Below are 18,412 nucleotides of genomic sequence, written 5' to 3'. Positions count from 1 at the left end.
CGTGGACCAGAACCGCTGCTCCGCCAGCGGTGGCACCGGCAGCAGCAACGACCCGTTCTGCACGATCTCCGCGGCGGCGGCCGTCGTCCAACCGGGACAGACCGTCCTCGTCGAGCCGGGGCACTACGAGGAGGTGCTGACGATGACGCGTTCCGGTACGCCCGAGGCACCGATCACGTTCCGCGCCTCGGCGGTCCGGGGAGACGTGCGCATCGGCAAGGTCCGATCCATGGCGGGGCCGACCACCGGCAGCGTCATCATCGTCGCCGGCGTGCACGACGTGGCCCTGCGGGACTTCGTGGTGGAGGGCGTGAGCGGAGCGCCGGCGGTGACGGTGGACGGCTCGACCCGGGTCACCATCGACGGCAACGGCATACGGGGTGCTACAGCGTCCGAGGGTGTGCGGATCACCGGTGGATCCCGCGACGTCACGGTCAGCCGCCAATGGTTCCTGATCGGCGGCGGGCCCGTGGTGGCCGTCGGGGCCGACACCGTCAACGCGGTCGTCGTCGGCAACCAGGGCTACAGCCGTGCCGGGATGGTCGTCACCGACGCCCCGGACACCGTGGTCACCGGCAACACCATCATCACCACCTGTGGGAAGGGGGTCGACGTGGCCGGCGACTCGCCGGGCGCGAGCATCCGCAACAACATCATCGCGACGGCGGGCAGCGTCAGGCAGGCCTGCGCCGATCCGGCCGCCGCCGCCGCGATCACCGTGGCCGCCGGGTCGACCGCTCGCAGCGTCGTTGACCACAACCTGATCGATCCGGTCAGTGGCGGCCCGTTCTACGTGTGGGGCGGCACCTCCCACACCATCCGGGACAGCTTCGTCGCGGCCACCGGCCAGGGTGTCAACGACCTGACGACAAACCCGGGGATCGACATCGTCGACATCAACTACTGGCGGAGCTGGATCACGCTCCGGCCGGGATCTCCCGCCATCGACTCGGCGGACGGCTCCGCCCCAGGTGCCCTGCCGAGTGACATCCTGGGCAACCCGTACAGCGACGACCCGGCGGCCGCCAACACCGGCACGGGCAGTGGTTACCGGGACCGCGGCGCCTGGGAGCGCCAGGGGACGTTGGACCCCGGTGCGATCGATATCCGGCGGGCGGCTGGTGGCGCTCCACTGGACACGGTGGCGACCATCACCCCGAGCCACAGTTGGCCGGTCGAGCGTGAAGAGGGCCGGTACGCGTTCCGGTTCGGCGACCAGACCGCCCCGCGCATCAGCGACGTGCCCCGAGTCAGCTACACGTACCGCCGGGCGGGGGTGGCCTGCGTCGACTACTACGTCAGCCCGAACGGATTCCGCCGTGTGAACGGCGGCGTCGGGCGCACTGATCAGGCCTGCACGGTGACCGGCTCGCACTACACGGCGGTCGCGCCGACGCGGCTGCTGGACACCCGCGCTGCCCTCGGCATTCCGACCACGGCGCCGGTCGCCGCCGGCGGCCGGGTGACCCTCGACCTGCCCCAGGTGGGTGGCGTTCCAGCCGCCGACATCAGCTCGATCGTCCTGAACGTCACCGTCACCGGCCCCACCACCGCCGGGTTCGTGAAGGTCTACCCCGACGCCGGCACGCCCACCACCACGTCGAGCGTCAACTTCGTGGCCAAGGAGACCGTGCCGAATCTGGTCACCGTGCCGGTGCGCGACGGCCGGATCTACCTGGAGAACGCCAGCGGGGGCACGGTCCACCTGGTCGCCGATCTCCAGGGCTACTACAGCGCCCACGGCTCGGGCTTCGCGCCACTCGCACCGACGCGGGTGTTGGACACCCGCTCGGCAGCTCCGGTCGCCCCGAACGCCGACCTGCGCGTCGACCTCTCCGGCGTCCTCCCCGCCGACGCGACCGCCGCGATCCTCAACGTCACGGTCACCCAGCCGACGACCGCCGGGGTGCTCACCGTCTACCCGGACGGTACGCCGGTGCCGGTGGCGTCCAACCTGAACTTCGTGGCCGGGCAGACGATCCCCAACCTGGTCACCGTGCGGGTCGTGGGCGGCAAGGTGGCGATCCGCAACGTCAGCTCCGGCACCACCCACGTCGTCGCCGACCTGGCCGGCTACTTCGGCTCCGCGGCCTCCGGCGCGACGCAGACCTACGTGCCGTACGGGCCGTTCCGGATCGCCGACAGCCGCACCGGCAACGGCCTGATCGATCGCGCCGCCGGCCCACTGGAGAAGCAGGCGGTGGCGAGCGTCGAGCCCTGGTACTACAAGGCGTTCGACGGCGGCGGATGCGGGTCGGACTGCCCCGCCCCCACCGCGTTCGTGGCCAACCTGACCGTCACTGCTCCGACCACCGCCGGCCTTCTCACAGCCTTCCCCTCGTGGACGGCGCCGCCCACCGCCTCGAACGTCAACTTCGTCGCCGGCGAGACGGCCTCGAACCTCGCGGTGATCAAGACCCGCGAGGCGAGGATCTCCCTGTACAACAACAGTTCCGGCAGCAGTCACGTGCTCGTCGACCAGGCGGGCTACTTCATCCCCGCCGCCTGAGCCCGCGCCGCCCCTCGCCCGCGACGGGCGAGGGGCGGTCGCCCTCACGCCGTCCGCTCGGCCACCACCTCCAAGTACTCGGCCGGAATCCGCACGGTTCCGTCGGTGGCCCGGTTGTGCGTACGGGCCAGCTGCACCAGGTCGGCGTGCAGCTCGGCACGTCGCTCCTCGGGCAGCGCCTCGAACGCCTTCAACGTCGGGCCGTAGTTGCCGCGGAAGAAGAGAGCGAACTCCTCCGGCGTGCCGAAGCGGAAGACGAACTCCCGGCGTACCGCTCGCAGGTCGCCCACGGACCCGCCGAGCAACTCGCGGACCCGGCCCTCGTCGCCCCACTGCACCGGCGGGCGCAGCCCTGCCGGTGGCGGCACGTGCCGCCCAACCGTGCGGAACAACTCGCCGATGAATCCCTGCGGCGTCCACGACGCCAGGGCCACCGTGCCGCCCGGCCGGCAGACCCGGACCAGCTCGGCCGCCGCCCGCTCCTGGCTCGGAGCGAACATCACGCCGACGACGGAGAGCACCGCGTCGAAGGCGCCGTCGACGTACGCCAGGCGTTCGGCGTCCCCGGTCACGAACGTGACCGGGAGGCGCTCCGCCTCGGCCCGCGCCTGACCCCGGGCCAACAGTTCGGGTACGTAGTCGACGCCGGTCACGACGCAGCCGCAGCGGGCGGCGGCGATGGCGGCGTTGCCGGTGCCGGTCGCCACGTCCAGCACCCGCGCGCCGGCGGACAGATCGGCCTCCGTCACCAGCAACTCGGAGATCGGGTGGATGAGCGCGGCGACAGCGCCGTAGTCGCCGCTGGCCCAGGTCACCTGCTGGCGTGCCTTCACGGCGGTGAGGTCGAGTGCGGTGGTCATCAGTGGTCTCCCTTGGGCGGCTCGTCGTGCCACCGACGCTAGGCGTGGCAGCACCTCCAGGGATCGGTAGAAACACCTATATTGGTGGCACAAAGCCCGAGCGGATCCTGCGGAACGCCGCCCGTCACGGCTTTCCGACGCGTCGTCGCGGCGGCTCGCCGACGGGGTGTCCGTCTCCCGACTTGGAGGGCCGCCGGTAGGGGTGTCGACCGCCACGATCCGGCCGTCTGACGACCACCGTCTGCGTCAGGGGAGGGCATTGAGTGCCTGCCGTAGGAGCGGCCTTAGGTTTCGGGGATGTTGGCCTTGGCGCTGAGCGCCGGGATGATCCGGTCGTCGAGGTAGGCCTTGCATTCGACGCGGGACCAGGATTGCAGGGTGCTCGCGTCGTTTGCTGCCTTCTCGCTGCCTCGGAATGAGCGATGAGCCCTGGAAACGAATCAAGGCCCCTCGGTGGAGGGGCCTTGACCTGCTGTTACCTCTGGTCGGGGTGGCCGGATTCGAACCGACGACCTCTTCGTCCCGAACGAAGCGCGCTACCAAGCTGCGCCACACCCCGAGGCGTGCCGACAAATAGTAGCCCACCCGGTCCGATGGTCAAACTCGGTACCCCCGCCACCCGGCGCACCCCGCCACAGCGCGGCGCCCAAGATCCGCACACTATCGCCGATGTTGCTGCCTCAGAACGCGCCGAGGCAGCAACATCCCCGATGTTGCGCGGATCTTGACCCGGCAAGCGCGGCCGACGGGCCCGCCCGATGGGCCTGGTGTGGGTCAGCGGGGGATGAGGGTCAGGATGCTGGCCTCCGGGGGGCAGGCGAAGCGGACCGGGGCGGTGGGGTGGGTGCCCAGGCCGGCGGAGACGTGCAGCCAGGAGTCCGATCCCGGCCACCGGTGCAGACCGCGCGCCATCGAGCGGGGCAGGCCGCAGTTGGTCACCAGCGCCCCGTAGCCCGGTACGCAGACCTGACCGCCGTGGGTGTGCCCGGCCAGCAGCAGCCCGAAGCCGTCCGCCGCCATCTGGTCGAGCACCCGTGGTTCGGGGGAGTGCGTCACCGCGATGGACAGGTCGGCCGAGGACGAGACCGCGCCGGACACGGCGGGGTAGTCGTCCCGTTCGATGTGGGGATCGTCAACGCCGACCAGGTCGAGCTGCCGACCGCCGGCCTTCAGCATGGTCCGGGCGTTGTTGAGGTCGACCCAACCGGCGCCGGTGAAGACCTGGCGAAGCTCCTCGTAGGGCAGCTCGACGCCCTCGGTGTACTCCCGGTCGGGCAGGAAGTAGGTGAACGGGTTCTTCAACACCGGGCCGGTGTAGTCGTTGGAGCCGAAGACGAACGCGCCGGGGAAGTCCAGCAGTGGCTGGAGGGCCCGCAGCACCCCGGGGACCGCCCCCGGGTGGGCCATGTTGTCGCCGGTCACCACCACCAGGTCGGGGTCCAGGGCGGCCAGCGACGCCACCCAGCGCTGCTTGCGCGCCTGGTCGGGCATCATGTGCAGGTCGGACAGGTGCAGCACACGCAGCGGTTCGGCGTCGGCCGGAAGCACCGGCACGTCGTACCGCCGCAGTGTGAACATGTTGCGCTCGATGAGCGACGCGTACGCGAGGGTGGCCGCGCCGACCGTGGCGGTTCCGGCGGCAAGCCGGAATAGTGTGCGCTTTCGCATGGCGTTCAGGGTAGTTTGACCGTCCATGAGCACGCTGAAGGACCGCCTCACCGCCGACATGCGTTCCGCGCTCAAGGCGCGCGACGAGCTGACCACCTCCACGCTGCGGATGGCCCTGGCCGCCGTCGGCAACGCCGAGGTCGCCGGCAAGGCCAAGCGCGACCTCACCGACGACGAGGTGCTCGCGGTGCTGACCAAGGAGGCCAAGAAGCGTCGGGAGGCCGCCACCGCGTTCGCCGACGCCGGCCGCGCCGAGCAGGCCGCGAAGGAGACCGCCGAGGGGGAGGTGCTGGACCGCTACCTGCCCAAGCAGCTCCCGGACGCCGAGCTGGCCGGGCTGGTGTCGGGGGCGCTCGCCGCGGGCGGCTTCACCGGTAAGAACCAGATGGGCCCGGCGATGAAGGCGGCCCAGGCCGCGGTGGCGGGCCGGGCCGAGGGGGGCCGGGTGGCCGCGGAGGTACGCCGACAGCTCGGTCTCTGACCCAACGGGACCAGCGCCTGCCACAACTGGGCCGGACAGACGAACGGGCGGGCACCCGAGGAGGGTGCCCGCCCGTTCGTGTCTGCTCGTCGGCTCAGCCGCCGGGACGACCGCCGGGTCGACCACCGGGCTGGTTGCCGGGCGGGTTACCCGGCGTGCCGTCGGTGTTGCCCGGCGTGCCGCCACCGCTGCTGACCTGGATGCTGACCAGGCCACCCTTGATCGTGCGACCGTCCGGGCTGGTGCCGGCGGCGTCGCCGGCCTTGCACGAGGAGGGGACCTTCGTGCTGGAGACGACCGGTTCGAAGCCGGCGCCCTTGAGTCGGGACTTCGCCTGGTCCACCGAGATGCACTTCACGTCGGGGATGCTGCGCTGGTCACCCTCGGAGATCTTCTGGCCGGGCGGCTCAAAGTTGATCTTCGGCTTGCCCTTCATGGCGTCCCGCAGCGTCTCCCACACCGGCGGGTTGATGCCGTCCTTCTCCCCGTGCTTCATCTTCACGTTCGTCTGCGGCCAGTCCGGGTCGGCCATGATGCCCGCCACCGAGTACTGCTTGGTCATCGCGACCAGGGCGGCGGTCTTCTCCGAGTCGGTGGTGCCGGACTTGCCGGCCACCGGGTAACCGACGTCGCCGCGTACGTTGCCGGCGGTGGCACCAGTGCACTTCGAGGACGACGACCTGTCACCGAGCGGGCACCGGGCGGCGTCCACTGCGGCGCGGGCCACGTCGGTGCTGAACCGCTTCTCGCACCGCGGGTTGGCGATGTCCAGCTTGTTGCCCTCGGGGTCGCGGATCTCCTGCACCGGGATCGGCTCGCAGTACTTGCCGTCAGCGGCCAGGGTGGCGTAGGCGTTGGCCAGGTCGAGCGGGGTGGTCTGCGAGACGCCCAGGGTGAACGCACCCCACTGGTGCGCACCCTTCTCCAGGTCCAGGTCTTCCTGGGACCGGAAGTTGATGCCCAGCCGCTTGGCGGCCTTGACCACGTTCTCCGCGCCGACCTGCTGCTGGAGTGGCACGAAGTAGGTGTTGACCGAGCGGCCGAACGCGCTCCACATGTTGTGCATGCCTGCCATGCTCTCGGTGGAGTTCGTGGGGCAGTAGAAGTTCGTCCCCGGGCAGGCCGCCGGACCGGGTTGGATGATGTATTCCGACTTGAACTGCTTCGGCGCGTTGATGTTGTAGCTGAGCGGGATGCCCTTCTCCAGCGCCGCCACGATGGTGAACATCTTGAAGGTCGAGCCGGCCTGGTAGCCGGTGATGCCGTCGCCGCCGGTGAGCAGCGGGTTCACCGTGGCCGGGTAGTTGCCCCGGATCTTCTTCTTGCTCTTCGCCGGGTCGCTGGAGATCTTGTTCTTCGGGTTCTTCGGGTCGTCCAGCTTGAACTGCCTGTTCACCGCGAGCGCCCGGACCCGGCCGGTGCCGGGCTCGACCACCGCGACCATGGCGGCTTCCTTGCTGTTCTCGCTCTTGGCCTTCCGGACGGCCTTGTCCGCGGCCTTCTGCGCCTGGACGTCGATCGAGGTCACGACCGTGTAGCCGCCGCTCTTCAGGCGCCGTTCCCGGTCGTACGTTGTCGAGCCGAACGTCTCCTGCTGCATCCACCAGCGGTAGAAGTAGTCGCAGAAGAAGCCCCAGCTGTTGACGTTGGCGGAGACGCAGCCGTTCGGGGTGCGCTTGTCCTTCACCTCGAGCTTGACGGCCTTGGCCGCGTCGGCCTCCTGCTGCGTGATGGCCTTGATCTCGACCATGTTCTGGATGACGTAGTCGCGGCGGTCCAGAGCGAGCGGGTAGCCGGCCTTGGTGGTCGGGTCGTTCGTCGTCGGTGCCTTGACCATGCCGGCCAGCAGCGCCGCTTCCTCGATCTTCAGCTTGCTCGGCGGCTTACCGAAGTAGACCTGGCTGGCGGCGAAGATGCCGTACGCGCCGTTGCCGAACGAGGCGAGGTTGAGGTAGCGGGTGAGGATCTCGTCCTTGGAGAATTCCTTGTCGACCTGGAGTGCCAGTCGCATCTCGCGGAGCTTGCGGGCGCTGGTGTCCTCGGTCGCCGCGACCACGTCGGCCGGGTGGGTGGCCGAGTAGGCGATGGCCAGCCGGACGTACTGCATGGTCAGCGTCGACGCGCCCTGCCGGCCGGAGCCTTCGCTCTGGTTGTTGACGAACGCGCGGGCGACACCGTTGATGTCGACGCCGTTGTGCTTGTAGAAGTCGTGGTCCTCGGCCGCGATGATCGCCTTCCGCATGAACGGCGAGATGTCATCGAACTTCACGTCGCGCCGGTTCTCGTCGTACATGGTCGCGAGCGGCGTCTTGCCGTCCGCGGCCAACAGGTAGCTGATCTGTGGCGCGCGGGCCACCGTCAGCTCCGTGGGCAGGGCGCCGAATGTCTCGGCGCCGGCCTTGGCGGCCAAGCCGGACATCGCCACTGCGGGGAAGGCCGCCGCAGCGACCACCACGCCGGCCAACAGGCCACACACGAGTAGCGATGCGGCGTTGGTCAGCACATTGTGGTCACGTTTCCGCATCCAGGTCACCTCGACAGGGTACGCGAGTAGGGAACGAGGGGCGCTGGGGCGTTCTTGCCCCATTTCCTGCGCGCGCTGCCCTCGTTGTGCTAAACGCACGACCCCCGGTGCTTGGTTGCGTGTGACCTGGCGTGAGTCTCCTCCGATTCAGGGAGGCGGCGCAGCGTTATCGCCGACCTCGGCGGGGTAACCGGCGGTCGAAGGCCCGGGAAGCCGGGAGTGTCCGGAATGATGGATTTCGCCGACAACGTTGCGTAATCGGTCGACTACAGAGCATGATGGGGGCGGCGACAAGGCCACATGTCGTCCGCGCCGCCTTGGGGAAGGCAGGCCGGACGATCGGGGGGAATTGCCGGCTGACGTGCATCGACGAGGTCGGTAGGTACTGCAAGGGGGGACGTGTACACATGGGCATGATCACTGACTGGCCGTCACTGGCGGCATGTCAGAACGGGGACCCGGACGCGTTGTTCGTACAGGGCGCCGAACAGAACGTGGCGAAGCGGATCTGCCGGAGCTGCCCAGTTCGGTACGAGTGCCTGGCCGACGCGCTGGACAACCGGATCGAGTTCGGTGTGTGGGGTGGCATGACCGAACGCGAACGGCGGGCGCTGCTGCGTCGTCACCCGCAGGTGACGAGCTGGCGCAAGATGTTCGAGGCTGCGATGAAGAAGAACAGCAAGGACAAGACCGGCAAGGACAAGATCCTGGTCAGCGCTACCAACTGATGCCGGTCACGGCCGGCTGATCGCCGCGCCGATCGTCCGCAGCCCGTCGACGTCGTGTACGTCGGCGGGCTGAGCCGTCACCGACACCGCCGGCACCTCCGGGAACGCCTCGGTGAAGCGCGCGGCGACCTGCTGCTCGCGTACCGCCTGACGGGCCAGTGCCGCGTGCGCCCGCAACACGTCCACGGTGGCCTCGTGCCCACCCAGCTCGGCCAGCCGCTCGGCGGCGACCCGGCTCTGCTCGGCGTCCAGCTCCGGCACCGCCGGCCGGTGCACCCGGTTGAGGACCAGACCGGCAAGCGGCATCCGCTCGTCGCGCAGACGGCCCGCGAAGTAGGCGGCCTCCCGGACCGCGTCCGGCTCCGGTGCCGCGACCAGCAGGAAGGCCGTCTCCCGTGCCTGGAGGATGCGGTACGTCTGCTCCGCGCGCTGCCGGAAACCGCCGAACATCGAATCCAGGGCGGCCACGAAGCCGGACAGGTCGGTGAGCAGTTGTGCGCCGAGGACCTTCTGCACCACCTTCGAGAACATCCCGAACGACGCCGTGACCAGGCTGAACATGCTCCGTCCGCCGCTTCGCGCCGGGGCCAGCAGCAGCCGCAGCATCCGGCCGTCGAGGAAACGGGAGAGCCGGGCCGGCGCGTCGAGGAAGTCCAGTGCCGAGCGGGACGGTGGCGTGTCCACCACGATGAGGTCCCACTCGCCACGGGCGTGCAGCTGGCCCAGCTTCTCCATCGCCATGTACTCCTGCGTGCCGGCGAAGGTCGAGCTCATTGCCTGGTAGAACGGGTTCGAGAAGATCTCCGCGGCCTTCGTCGGATCGGTGTGCTGCAGCACCACGTCGTCGAAGGTGCGCTTCATGTCCAGCATCATGGCGTGCAACTCGCCGCCGCTGCTCTCCACGTCGATGCCCTTGACCTGGCGTGGGGTGTTGTCCAGCTCGGTCAGCCCCAGCGACTGGGCCAGCCGGCGAGCCGGGTCGATGGTGAGCACCACAGTGCGTCGGCCGTGCTGCTCGGCGGCTCGCAGAGCCAGTGCCGCGGCGGTGGTCGTCTTTCCCACCCCGCCGGCACCGCAGCACACGACGATCCGCACGCCTGGGTCGGCGAGGATCTGGTCGACGTCCAGCTGCGGCGCCGCGTCTTCGGAAGGCACCAATCGAGCGTATCGGGCCGCGTGGGTCAACGCGCCCGTGCTGAGCTCAGGTGTGAGTCAATCGGCGCTGACGAGGGCCCGGGCCAGGGCCGTCAGGCCCGCCCGGTCAACCCCGTCGGGCAGCAACGGCAGCTCGCGCATCGGCAGCCCCAGCTCCACCAGATCGGCGCGGAGCGAATCTTCCAGTTCGCGCCGGATGAGCTGGTCCCGGGCCTCGCCGTGCAAACCGGCCACGGTGTCCCGATCGGCTGGCAGCCCGGCGGCGACCAGCCCGCGCCGCAGCTCCGCTGCGGTGACCGCCGGGCCGGCCGGCAGCCGGGGCCGAGCGCCGTTGACGATCACCTTCCCGATGCCGAAGCCGAGCGAGGTCAGGTCCGCGATCGCGTCCACCGTCTCCTGGACCGGCATCTCCTCCAGCAACGTGACCACGTGCACCGCTGTCATCGGGGAGCGCAGCAGCGCCGAGACCCCCTCGCTCTGGGTCTTGATCGGGCCCACCTTCGCCAGCCGGGCGGTCTCCGCCGTCACGTTGAGGAAACGGCCGATCCGCCCGGTCGGCGGAGCGTCCAACACCACCGCGTCGTACGCGCGACGCTGCCCGGAGGTGCGGGTGGTCGCCTCCTTGACCTTTCCGGTGAGCAGTACGTCCCGCAGGCCCGGCGCGATGGTGGTGGCGAAGTCGATGGCACCGAGCTTGCGCAGTGCCCGGCCCGCCGCGCCCAGTTTGTAGAACATGTCCAGGTACTCGAGCAGCGCCTCCTCGGCGTCCACCGCCAGAGCGCGTACCTCACCGCCGTCCGGCGCGTCGGCGAGGTGCCGCTCCTCGTACGGCAGCGGGTCGATACCGAACAGCTGGGCGATGCCCTGCCGTCCTTCGACCTCCACCAGCAGGGTGCGCCGGCCGCCGGCAGCGAGCGCGAGAGCCAGGGCCGCCGCGATGCTGGTCTTGCCGGTGCCGCCCTTGCCGGTCACCACGTGAAGGCGGGCGGACCATCCGGTACCGGCCGGGTCGGCCGGCCACTCAGCTGCACACACCCGTCGAGCCTATCCAGGCCCGGCGGTCACGCGACCTCGCAGACCCACCAACCCGTCTTCTGCACCACAGTGAAGCGCAGGTCCTGGTCAGCCACCTTCTCGTCGGAGGTGGTCATGGTGACCCGGGTGGAGACGGTGGCGCGGTCACCGGTCTGGTTGTCCACCTTCGGGGTGGTCCACCGGAAGCGTGGGTTCTGGTGCGTGGAGGCGTACTTCTCCACCTCGGCGACCTTCGCGGCGATCTTCTCGTCGTCGCGGGAGGCTGCGCAGACCCGACTGGCCGCCTTGGCGGCGTCGCGGTCCTTGTAGACCGCGGTGAGGAACTCGTCGACGGCGACCGCCGGCTCCTTGGCGCCCTCACCGTTCTCGGCGTCGCGCAGGGTCAGGAACGCCACCGCGCCGCCGCCCACGCAGAGCACCATGATCACGGCCAGTGCGATCACCGCGATCAGCAGGCCGCGCTTCTTCTTCGGCTCGGCCGCGCCCTGGTAGGGCGCGTACGCCGGCGGGGGTGGGGGGATCTCCGCGGCGCCCGGCGGTGTCGGGGCGGCAGCCGACGTGGAGCCGCCCGGCCCTTCCGGTTGTCCGGCACCGGTGGCCTGGAAGGGGGACGCGGGGAGCGCGGGCTGGGCGGGGGACGCGGGGAGGGCGAGTCGCCCGGACGGTGCGGCGGGGGCTGGCTGGCCGGGGATGGCCGGGGGGCCCGACTGGCCGGCGGACTCCGGGTGGGCCGAAGGGTGGGCGGATGGGCCGGCCTGGTCGCCGCTGGGCGGTTGGGTCATCGTCGTTCCCTCGGGGGTGCGACGCCCGCCGCCACCCAGGGCGCCGAGCGTGATCGAGCGGGCGGCCGGGCGCTGCGCGACCGTCCGACCGGAAGGGTAGCGGTCGATGACCGGATCGGCGTCGCCCTGCCATGCCGCGCGGGCGTCGGTCGGACGGACGAGCACCCGGATCCGGGTCGACGTCGACGCCCTCGCGCTGACGATCTGTCGCATATGTGACTGTTGGTGCCTGGTTGTGCGCGTCCTATTGGCGGGACTGGGGCCACCGACCTACCTTCGTCCCGGTGCGGGGGCCGGAACGGATGAATACGTCCGGGCCGGAAGCATGATCCGAGAGGTACGACCGGAGGCAGTGCATGCGCGACGCGGACAACATCCCTCGCACCCAGTTCCCGACCAACGACCGGTCCCGACGGCCCGGGTTCGTGGTCGAGGCCGGCGGGGGGCCCGTCAGCGGCCAGCCGGTCAACGAACGGTCGTATCGTCGGATGCCGGAGCAGGTGGAGGCGGCCCGGACGCCGAGCCGCCCCGCCGAGCGGGCCCGCGACGACGACGAGGCGGGCTACGTCATCCATTTGCCGATCCGGGTGCCGAGCCTGGCGGCGGCGACGGTGCTCGCGGGTCGGGTCGCGGTGTCCCTCGGCTTCCTGCCCGAGCTGGACGCCGGCGAGACCACCGTGTCCAACGCCGACGACCAGAACAACCGGCACCGCGTCTTCTGCGACCTGCTGCTGCCCGACCGGTCCCGCTGCCCGCAGGGGTACGAGCACGAAGGGCTCTGTGGGGAGTTGCCGGCCACGCCGGAGCAGCGTCCCGCGTCCCGCCCGGCCGGCGGACCGTAGGCTGTCCCTCGAACAATTCCGCACCGAGAGGGAGCCCTTCAGCGATGCAGAAGTGGGAATACTCCACGGTCCCGCTGCTGGTCCACGCGACCAAGCAGATCCTCGACAACTGGGGCGAGGACGGGTGGGAGCTCGTCGCCGTGGTCCCCGGGCCCAACCCGGACCAGCTGGTCGCCTACCTGAAGCGGCCCAAGGCGTGAGCAACGGTCCGCACGCGAAGCTTGCCGAGCTGGGGTTCGAACTGCCCGAGGTCGTGCCGCCGGTGGCCAGCTACGTGCCGGCCGTGCAGTCCGGCCAGCACGTGTACGTCTCCGGCCAGTTGCCGATCGCCGAGGGCAAACTGCTCGCAACCGGCAAGGTCGGTGCCGGGATCTCCGCCGAGCAGGCCAAGGATCTGGCCCAGCGCTGCGCGCTCAACGCGCTGGCCGCGGTCGACTCGCTGGTCGGCCTGGAGAACGTGGTCAAGGTGGTCAAGGTGACCGGTTTCGTGGCATCCGCGCCCGGGTTTACCGGTCAGCCCGCGGTGATCAACGGTGCCTCCGACCTCTTCGGCACCGTCTTCGGCGAGGCCGGTCGCCACGCCCGTAGCGCCGTCGGTGTTGCCGAACTGCCCCTCGACGCCCCGGTGGAGATCGAGTTGATCGTCGAGGTCGCCTGACGCGTCGGCGTCACCGGTGATCAGTCGGAAGGAAGGGCCCCTTTTGCGGCCCTTCCTTCCGGTTCGCTGGACAAGATCGTGGGGTGTGGCGGGCAGGGTCGTACGATCGCAGCCATGAGCGGGCACGTGACGGCGCCGGCGGCGGCGCTCGCCGACGAGCTGCCGACCTGGGTAACGCTGCTGCGCGCGCCGAACCCCGGGCCGATGACTCTCGACGGCACCAACACCTGGGTGCTGCGCGCCCCGTCGGCCGACCGGGCCGTGGTGGTCGACCCGGGGCCGGCGGACGAGGGGCACCTGAATCGCATCGCCGCGCACGGGCCCATCGGGCTGATCCTGATCACCCACGGCCACCCCGACCACACCGAGGGCGCCGCGCGACTGAGCGAACTGCTCGGCGGTGTGCACGTCCTCGCCGTCGATCCGGCGCACACCATCGGCGGTGAGCCGCTCACCGAGCCGGGTGAACACCTCGGCGGCTTCGGCCTGGAGATCCGTCTGCTGAGCACGCCAGGACACACCGCCGACTCGGTGTGTTTCCTGGTCGAGCACGGCGACGAGCAGGCGGTGCTCACCGGCGACACCATCCTCGGCCGGGGCACCACAGTTGTCGCCCACCCCGACGGGCACCTGGGTGACTACCTGGCCAGCCTGGAGCTGCTGTCCGCGTACCGGGGAATCCCGGCCCTGCCCGGGCACGGCCCGGCGCTGGCCGACTGCGCCGCCGCCGCCGACTTCTACCTCGCGCACCGTCGGGCCCGGCTCGACCAGGTCCGGGCCGCGGTCGCCGCCGGCGCTCGCACCCCCGCCGACGTGGTGGCTGCGGTCTACGCGGACGTGGACCGCTCGCTCTGGTGGGCGGCCGAGTGGTCGGTCCGCGCCCAGCTCGAATATCTGGGTGTCGACCCTGGGGAATCCGCACCCGGGGTCAGTGGGTTGGAGCACATGTGACCTGCCCCGTGTGTGGAACCGTCGCCGTTCCCGGTGCGCGGTTCTGCCACAACTGCGGTGCCGCGTTGCCGGCCGCCGCCACGTTGCCGGCGGCCGAGCGCCGGGTGGTCACCGTGCTCTTCGGCGACCTCTCCGAGTTCACCTCCTGGTCGGAGGACCTCGACCCGGAACGCGTCGGCGCGGTCACCGACCGGGCCGTCAGGTCGTGCTGGTGCACGTACTCGACCTCGGCGGGGTCGAGATCTCGGACCCCGACCAGCGCGACCTGGCCCGGCGTGAGGCAACCAGGCGCCGGCAGCGCACCGTCCGCGGCCGCGTCGAGCAGCAGGCGCAGAGGCATACCGTGCGCCGCCCCGCTCGGCGAACTCGCCGGTGTGTTGAGGTCGCCGTGTGCGTCGATCCAGAGCACGAACAGCCGTTCTGCGTACCGGCCCGCGAGGTGGGCCACCGACGCGACCTCGACCGCGCAGTCCCCGCCCAACGTCAGCAGCCGCTGCGGGCGGTGCTCCGCAAGCACCCCACGGTGGGCGCGGTAGGCCTCGACGAGCACGGCCCGGTTTCGGACCCCGTCCTGCCGCTCCGACCCGCCGGACGGGACCGGTACCGTGACCCGCCGCGTCCCCGGCTCGGTCTGGGCACCCAACGCGGCTGCTCCCTCACGCACACGGGTGTCGTCCGCGCCCTGCCACATCGGTACCAGCACGTCGAGATCCCGGTTCCACATGGTGGCGATCTTTCCAGCGGCCCGGCCCCGCGCCACCGGGCGAGCGGTCAGTGCTGCGGGATGTTGGCCACGCCGATGCGCTTGCGGAACACCCAGTACGTCCAGCCCTGGTAGGCCAGCACCACCGGAGTGAAGATCACCGCCACCCAGGTCATGATCTTCAGGGTGTACGGGGTGGACGCGGCGTTGGTGGCCGTCAACGTGCCGGCCGCGTCCAGGGTGGAGGGCAGCACGTTCGGGAACAGCGCCGCGAACAGGGTCGCCACGGCCAGGCCGATCGCCACGGCGGTGCCAGTGAACGCCCAGCCCTCCCGGCGTACCCGGGCGGCTGCCAGACCACCGAGCAGAGCGAGGGCCGCGCCGACGGCGAGCACGACGGCGGCCGTGCTGGAACGGATGCTCAACGTCCAGGTCAGGAACCCGACCGCGAGCACCACGGCGGCGACGCCCAGGCGCACCGCGAGCGCGCCCGCACGCTCGCGGATGTCGCCGGTGGTCTTCAGGGCGAGGAACACCGCGCCGTGGGTGAGGAACAGCGCGAGGGTGGTCGCGCCACCCAGCAGGGCGTACGGGTGGAGCAGGTCGACGAGGCCGCCGACGTACTCGTGGTCGGCGTCCAGTGGCACCCCGCGCAGGATGTTGGCGAAGGCGACGCCCCACAGGAACGCCGGCAGCAGCGAACCGACGACGATCGCGGTGTCCCAGCGGCGCTTCCAGGACGCCTCGGGGCGCTTGTGCCGGTACTCGAACGCGACGCCCCGGGCGATCAGGGCCAGCAGGATCAGCAGCAGCGGCAGGTAGAAGCCGGAGAACAGGGTGGCGTACCACTCGGGGAACGCGGCGAACATCGCGCCACCGGCGGTGATCAACCAGACCTCGTTGCCGTCCCAGACCGGCCCGATGGTGTTGATCAGGACGCGGCGTTCCCGGTCGTCACGGCCCAGGACGGGCAGCAGCATGCCGACGCCGAAGTCGAAGCCCTCCAGGATGAAGTACCCGGTGAACAGCACGGCGACGAGGAGAAACCAGATGGTGGTCAGTTCCACGATGGGCTCCGGGATCAGTAGGCGAAGGCGAGCGGGCGCTCGGCGTCGTCGGTGTCGTCGGTGGCGGGTTGTTCGCTGACGTCGGGTACGCCGGCCCTGGCGTAGCGCAGCAGCAACTTGACCTCGATCACGGCGAGGGTGGCGTAGATCAGGGTGAACGCGGTGAACGAGGTGAGCACCTCGGCCAACGAGACGCTGCGGGACACCCCGTTGCGGGTGAGCATCTCGCCGAAGACGATCCACGGCTGACGGCCCATCTCGGTGAAGATCCAGCCGAACGAGTTGGCCAGCAACGGCAGCACCGGCATGGCCAGGCCGGCGCGCAGCAGCCACTTGCTGCTCGGGGTACGGCCCTTGCGCTGGCTCCAGAGGACCAGCAGGGCGATCGCGCCGGCGGCCATCCCAAAGGCGATCATGAAGCGGAAGCTCCAGTAGGTGACCGGGATGATCGGGGTGTAGCTGCCCGCGCCGTACTGGGTGGCGTACTGGGCCTGCAGGTCGTTGATGCCGTGCACGGTGCCGTTCGGATCGCCGGTGCCCAGGTACGACAGCAGGTACGGGATCTTGAGGGCGAACACCTCGCGGCTGCCGTCGAGGCTGCCGATGGTGAGTACGGAGAACGAGGCGGGGCTTTCGGTGGTGTAGAGCCCTTCGGCGGCGGCCATCTTCATCGGCTGCACCTCGGTCATGATCTTGCCCTGGATGTCGCCGGTGAACAGCACGGCGGCGGAGGCGACCAGGACCACCCAGGAGCCGAACTTCGTGGCGAAGCGGTAGGCGCCGGTGTCGGCGGAGTCGCGGTTGCGGATCACGTGGTACAGCCCGACGGCCACGACCAGCGACCCGGCGACCAGGAACGAGCCGGCCAGGGTGTGCGGGAAGGTGATCAGGGCGACCTTGTTGGTCAGCACGGCCGGGAAGTCGGTCAGTTCGGCGCGCCCGCTGTCGGGGTTGATGCGGTAGCCGACCGGGTTCTGCATGAACGAGTTCGCGGCGAGGATGAAGTACGCGGAGAGGTTGGTGCCGATCGCGGCGGCCCAGATGCTGGCCAGGTGCGCCCGCTTGGGCAGCCGGTCCCAGCCGAAGATCCACAGGCCGATGAAGGTGGATTCGAGGAAGAACGCGACGAGTGCCTCGATGGCCAGTGGCGCGCCGAAGATGTCCCCGACGAAGCGGGAGTAGTCGCTCCAGTTCATGCCGAACTGGAATTCCTGCACGATGCCGGTGACCACACCCATCGCAAAGTTGATCAGGAACAGCTTGCCGTAGAACTTGGTGAGCTTGAGGTAGCGCTCGTTGCCCGTGCGGTGCCACATCGTCTGCAGGATGGCCACCAGTACGGACAGGCCGATGGTCAGTGGCACGAAGAGAAAGTGGTAGACGGTGGTGACACCGAACTGCCAGCGGGCGACGTCCAACGCGTCCACCTGAAAACCCCCAACCATCCGTACTACGAGACGTAGTAAATACTACTGCTTGTCGTAGACCGATGGGCAGGGCCAGGCGGCCCGGAACGGCCCGGGACCAATGACCCTGATCACCCCGGGGCATCCGGCCGACCCGCCCGCACGACCGTGGCGCCGCGTGCGACGATGTCGCGCTGATGAACACCACGTACGCCACCTGGCAGCCGCCGCTCATCTGGCGCGGCGCCCTGCTCCTGGCCCGGGCCCTGGTCGGCCTGCTGGCCCGCCTCGAGGTCACCGGCGACGTCCCCGCGCACCTGCGTCGCGGGCCGCTGGTGCTGGCCGCCAACCACATCAGCCCGTTCGACCCGTTGGTGATGGTCGCCGCCTGCCAGACCCGCCGCATCGCCCCCCGGATCATGGCGACCGCCGGACTGTTCCGCGCGCCGCTGCTCGGCGCCGCCATGCGCCACGCCGGACACATCCGCGTCGACCGGGGCACCAGCGCCGTCCACCAGGCTCTCGACGACGCCGCCACCGCTGTCGCCCGCGGCTCGGTGATCCTGATCTACCCCGAGGGGCGCATCGGTCTGGACCCCGGCATGTGGCCCGAACGCGGCAAGACCGGCGTGGCCCGCCTCGCCCTGGCCTGCGGCGCCCCGGTCGTCCCGGTGGCCCAGTGGGGCGCGCACGAGGTGCTCCCCTACCAGGCGCCCCGGGGAATGCTGGGTGGCGTCGCCCGCTCGCTGTGGCGTCGCCCGGTGATCCGGGTGCACTTCGGCACCCCCGTCGACCTGGGCGAGTCGACCGCCGCCAGTCCTGGCGCGGCCCGCCGGGCCACCGACCGGATCATCGACGCGCTCACTGACACCCTCGCCCCGCTGCGCCCCGACGAGCCTGACCTGCCCCGGCACGTCGATCCGGGTCGCCCGAGCGACCTCAGTCGCGTCCACCGCTTCACCCAGGAACGCAGTCAGGCGCCGATCGCCTCGATGAGTGGTGAGTGGATTTTCCGCGCTGCCGCCGGCGGCGGGACCGAGATC

General features: G+C 70.5%; 15 protein-coding genes, 1 tRNA gene and 3 pseudogenes. 9 read left to right on the top strand and 10 right to left on the bottom strand.

Going from position 1 to position 18,412, the window contains the following annotated elements; genetic code table 11:
* A partial coding sequence (locus tag ACWCO3_RS16055; RefSeq protein ID WP_450010617.1) for a right-handed parallel beta-helix repeat-containing protein occupies positions 1-2,509 on the top strand: 2,509 nt, incomplete at its 5' end.
* A 44-nt stretch (positions 2,510-2,553) separates the two neighbouring features.
* On the opposite strand, the gene ACWCO3_RS16050 is transcribed toward ACWCO3_RS16055, so the two are convergent.
* The 3 genes from ACWCO3_RS16050 to ACWCO3_RS16040 form a co-directional block, all read right to left on the bottom strand.
* On the bottom strand, positions 2,554-3,369 hold the full coding sequence (locus ACWCO3_RS16050; protein ID WP_145778549.1) for a class I SAM-dependent methyltransferase: 816 nt from the start codon (positions 3,367-3,369) through the stop codon (positions 2,554-2,556).
* 482 nt (positions 3,370-3,851) lie between these two features.
* Positions 3,852-3,928 (bottom strand) — tRNA-Pro (locus ACWCO3_RS16045).
* A 215-nt stretch (positions 3,929-4,143) separates the two neighbouring features.
* Positions 4,144-5,037 (bottom strand): metallophosphoesterase, encoded by an 894-nt coding sequence (locus ACWCO3_RS16040; protein ID WP_145778550.1) that lies wholly within the window; start codon positions 5,035-5,037, stop codon positions 4,144-4,146.
* 25 nt (positions 5,038-5,062) lie between these two features.
* Here ACWCO3_RS16040 and ACWCO3_RS16035 point away from each other — a divergent pair, with 25 nt between their 5' ends.
* Positions 5,063-5,518 carry a GatB/YqeY domain-containing protein gene (locus ACWCO3_RS16035; protein WP_145778551.1) on the top strand — a complete coding sequence of 152 codons (456 nt, stop codon included), beginning with the start codon at positions 5,063-5,065 and terminating at the stop codon, positions 5,516-5,518.
* Positions 5,519-5,612: 94 nt separating this feature from the next.
* On the opposite strand, the gene ACWCO3_RS16030 is transcribed toward ACWCO3_RS16035, so the two are convergent.
* Positions 5,613-8,042 (bottom strand): penicillin-binding protein, encoded by a 2,430-nt coding sequence (locus ACWCO3_RS16030; RefSeq protein ID WP_145778552.1) that lies wholly within the window; start codon positions 8,040-8,042, stop codon positions 5,613-5,615.
* A gap of 407 nt (positions 8,043-8,449) precedes the next feature.
* Here ACWCO3_RS16030 and ACWCO3_RS16025 point away from each other — a divergent pair, with 407 nt between their 5' ends.
* Positions 8,450-8,770 (top strand): WhiB family transcriptional regulator, encoded by a 321-nt coding sequence (locus ACWCO3_RS16025; RefSeq protein ID WP_145778553.1) that lies wholly within the window; start codon positions 8,450-8,452, stop codon positions 8,768-8,770.
* Between the two features lie 6 nt (positions 8,771-8,776).
* Here ACWCO3_RS16025 and ACWCO3_RS16020 read toward each other — a convergent pair whose 3' ends face one another.
* The 3 genes and pseudogenes from ACWCO3_RS16020 to ACWCO3_RS16010 form a co-directional block, all read right to left on the bottom strand.
* A complete protein-coding gene (locus tag ACWCO3_RS16020) occupies positions 8,777-9,928 on the bottom strand; it encodes an ArsA family ATPase (RefSeq protein WP_167524752.1) in 1,152 nt (383 codons plus the stop codon).
* Between the two features lie 54 nt (positions 9,929-9,982).
* Complete coding sequence (locus ACWCO3_RS16015; protein WP_145778555.1) at positions 9,983-10,960, bottom strand: ArsA-related P-loop ATPase; 978 nt, start codon at positions 10,958-10,960, stop codon at positions 9,983-9,985.
* A 26-nt stretch (positions 10,961-10,986) separates the two neighbouring features.
* A pseudogene (locus ACWCO3_RS16010) lies at positions 10,987-11,568 on the bottom strand (Rv0361 family membrane protein); the annotation flags it as partial.
* Positions 11,569-12,098: 530 nt separating this feature from the next.
* On the opposite strand from ACWCO3_RS16010, the gene ACWCO3_RS16005 reads away from it, so the two are divergent.
* The 5 genes and pseudogenes from ACWCO3_RS16005 to ACWCO3_RS15985 form a co-directional block, all read left to right on the top strand.
* Positions 12,099-12,584 carry a hypothetical protein gene (locus tag ACWCO3_RS16005; RefSeq protein WP_145778556.1) on the top strand — a complete coding sequence of 162 codons (486 nt, stop codon included), beginning with the start codon at positions 12,099-12,101 and terminating at the stop codon, positions 12,582-12,584.
* Positions 12,585-12,628: 44 nt separating this feature from the next.
* Positions 12,629-12,784 carry a DUF4177 domain-containing protein gene (locus tag ACWCO3_RS16000; RefSeq protein ID WP_007466198.1) on the top strand — a complete coding sequence of 52 codons (156 nt, stop codon included), beginning with the start codon at positions 12,629-12,631 and terminating at the stop codon, positions 12,782-12,784.
* Entirely contained in the window at positions 12,781-13,242 is a 462-nt protein-coding gene (locus ACWCO3_RS15995) for a RidA family protein (RefSeq protein WP_088950573.1), read from the top strand. Before ACWCO3_RS16000 ends, ACWCO3_RS15995 begins: the two co-directional genes overlap by 4 nt.
* A 114-nt stretch (positions 13,243-13,356) precedes the next feature.
* The gene (locus tag ACWCO3_RS15990) at positions 13,357-14,193 is read left to right on the top strand and encodes an MBL fold metallo-hydrolase (protein ID WP_145778557.1); all 837 of its coding nucleotides are present in this window, start codon (positions 13,357-13,359) and stop codon (positions 14,191-14,193) included.
* Positions 14,190-14,429: pseudogene (locus tag ACWCO3_RS15985) on the top strand (zinc-ribbon domain-containing protein); the annotation flags it as partial. The gene ACWCO3_RS15990 and the pseudogene ACWCO3_RS15985, both read left to right, overlap by 4 nt.
* Here ACWCO3_RS15985 and ACWCO3_RS15980 read toward each other — a convergent pair.
* The 3 genes and pseudogenes from ACWCO3_RS15980 to ACWCO3_RS15970 form a co-directional block, all read right to left on the bottom strand.
* Positions 14,414-14,884: pseudogene (locus tag ACWCO3_RS15980) on the bottom strand (arginase family protein); the annotation flags it as partial. The pseudogenes ACWCO3_RS15985 and ACWCO3_RS15980 sit on opposite strands and share 16 nt — an antisense overlap.
* A gap of 80 nt (positions 14,885-14,964) precedes the next feature.
* Complete coding sequence (gene cydB, locus ACWCO3_RS15975; RefSeq protein ID WP_145781804.1) at positions 14,965-15,963, bottom strand: cytochrome d ubiquinol oxidase subunit II; 999 nt, start codon at positions 15,961-15,963, stop codon at positions 14,965-14,967.
* A 14-nt stretch (positions 15,964-15,977) separates the two neighbouring features.
* Positions 15,978-17,390 (bottom strand): cytochrome ubiquinol oxidase subunit I, encoded by a 1,413-nt coding sequence (locus ACWCO3_RS15970; protein WP_450010619.1) that lies wholly within the window; start codon positions 17,388-17,390, stop codon positions 15,978-15,980.
* Positions 17,391-17,566: 176 nt separating this feature from the next.
* On the opposite strand from ACWCO3_RS15970, the gene ACWCO3_RS15965 reads away from it, so the two are divergent.
* Positions 17,567-18,412 (top strand): 1-acyl-sn-glycerol-3-phosphate acyltransferase (locus ACWCO3_RS15965; protein WP_450010612.1); only part of this gene is annotated, 846 nt, incomplete at its 3' end.

The sequence above is a fragment of the Micromonospora sp. NPDC002411 genome (assembly GCF_053592955.1).
This window is presented reverse-complemented; position numbering and strand designations above follow the sequence as displayed.